This is a genomic window from Novosphingobium sp., from assembly GCF_049240505.1.
Taxonomy (GTDB): Bacteria; Pseudomonadota; Alphaproteobacteria; order Sphingomonadales; family Sphingomonadaceae; genus Novosphingobium.
Window position 1 is genome coordinate 1 of record NZ_JBMLSM010000135.1, and the last position, 1,603, is coordinate 1,603.

A 1,603-nucleotide genomic window follows, 5' to 3' on the forward strand; every position below is an offset into this window, starting at 1 on the left:
CACGGCATCTGCTACGCCTTCTTCTTCGCCACGGTCTATATCTTCGTCGACGAAGCCTTCCCCAAGGACGTGCGCTCTTCGGCGCAGGGACTGTTCAACCTGCTGATTCTGGGCGTGGGCAACATGGTGGCAAGCTTCGCCTTCCCCGCGCTGGTCGCAGGGCTGACCAATGCAGAAGGTGTCGTCGACTACACCACGGTGTTCCTTGTTCCGGCAGGTCTTGCCGCGATCGGTGCGGTGCTGCTGCTTGTGGCCTTCCGCCCATCCACGCACGGTCCCGCCAATCCGCAGGAGATTCATTGATGTCGCAAGTTATGATCAATCGCCGCGCACTGCTGGCTGCGCTTGGCGCGACGGCGGCGCTGGGGTTAAGCGAAACGCCCGCAATGGCCGCGCTGCGACGGGGCAAGCCTTTCTTCAAGCGCATTGGCAAGCCGATCGGCCTGCAACTCTATACGCTGGGCGATATGCCGGTGAAGGATCTGGATGGCACGCTGGCAAAGCTGGCGGCTGTGGGCTTTACCGATATCGAACTGCCGAACTGCTATAACCGCAAGCCCGCTGATCTGCGCGCGGCGGCGGACAAGGCTGGCGTGCGGTATAGCTCGATCCACATGAACATGCCGGGGCCGTTCACCGGCGGCACGCTTTCGCTGATGAGCTCGCCGCAGGAAATTGCCGACGGGCTGAACACGCTGGGGATCTATCAGGTGTTCATGCCGCTGTGTCCCCTGCCCGACGGCTTCTCGATCCCACAGGGCAAGAACCCGCAAGTGGCCATCGGTGACGCCTTGCGCGAAGCCGGGGCCGACCACTGGAAGCGCACGGCAACGCTGCTGAACGAGCGTGCGGCGGCATTGAAGCCGTTCGGGATTTCGCTGGGATATCACAACCACAACATGGAATTCGCGCCGCTGCCGGGCGGCATGACGGGTTGGGAAATCCTGATGAAGGAAACCGATCCCTCGCTGGTGAACTTCGAACTGGATCTTGGCTGGACTTCGGCAGCAGGCCTTGATCCCGCGGTTGAACTGGGCAAGCTGAAGGGCCGGGTCAAGGCTGTTCACATGAAGGACGTAAAGGCCACCACGAAGACCAACTACGTGATGAGCCAGGACCCGACGGAAGTCGGATCAGGCCGTCTGCAATGGGCAAAGATCCTGCCTGCGGCACAGGCGGCGGGCGTGCAGCACTTCTATGTGGAGCAGGAACCGCCGTTTGCGATGGACCGGCTGGCCGCCGTGACCAAGAGCCACGGCTTCCTGTCGCGCTTCGTGGCCTGACGTTTTATCCATGTGAGATGACGGAGAGGGAGGCCACTGCGTCTCCCTTTTTCGTATGTGTAACACACGAGTAAGTTGCGCAAAAAGAAAGGCCGGTCCGAAGACCAGCCTTGGAAAGTTTGGGAGAGGATGCCTGAAAGGCCTGCTCTATGTGCGGTTTTCAGCCGGTTTCGGCAAGTGCGAAGGACGGCGAAGCAGTTGCGTTTTACGCAATCACAGCTTCCCTGTAAGTTCCGGCACTAGCGTGAACAGATCACCGACCAGACCGATGTCAGCGACCTGGAAGATGGGGGCGTCTTCGTCCTTGTTGATGGCGATGA

Annotated in this window: 2 protein-coding genes and 1 pseudogene; 2 read left to right on the top strand and 1 reads right to left on the bottom strand. The window is 60.6% G+C overall.

Annotated elements, in window-relative coordinates; genetic code table 11:
* The coding region (locus ACOVQ0_RS11365; RefSeq protein WP_421884436.1) for an MFS transporter at window positions 1-303 on the top strand (303 nt) is incomplete at its 5' end.
* Window positions 303-1,283 (top strand): sugar phosphate isomerase/epimerase family protein, encoded by a 981-nt coding sequence (locus ACOVQ0_RS11370; RefSeq protein ID WP_421884438.1) that lies wholly within the window; start codon window positions 303-305, stop codon window positions 1,281-1,283. The genes ACOVQ0_RS11365 and ACOVQ0_RS11370, both read left to right, overlap by 1 nt.
* Before the next feature lie 213 nt (window positions 1,284-1,496).
* Here the strand turns inward: ACOVQ0_RS11370 and ACOVQ0_RS11375 are convergent.
* Window positions 1,497-1,603: pseudogene (locus ACOVQ0_RS11375) on the bottom strand (electron transfer flavoprotein subunit alpha/FixB family protein); the annotation flags it as partial.

Bases quoted from the DNA above. Each gene is read 5' to 3' on its own strand.
- ACOVQ0_RS11370 (WP_421884438.1), top strand. From the start codon at position 303: ATGTCGCAAGTTATGATCAATCGCCGCGCACTGCTGGCTGCGCTTGGC.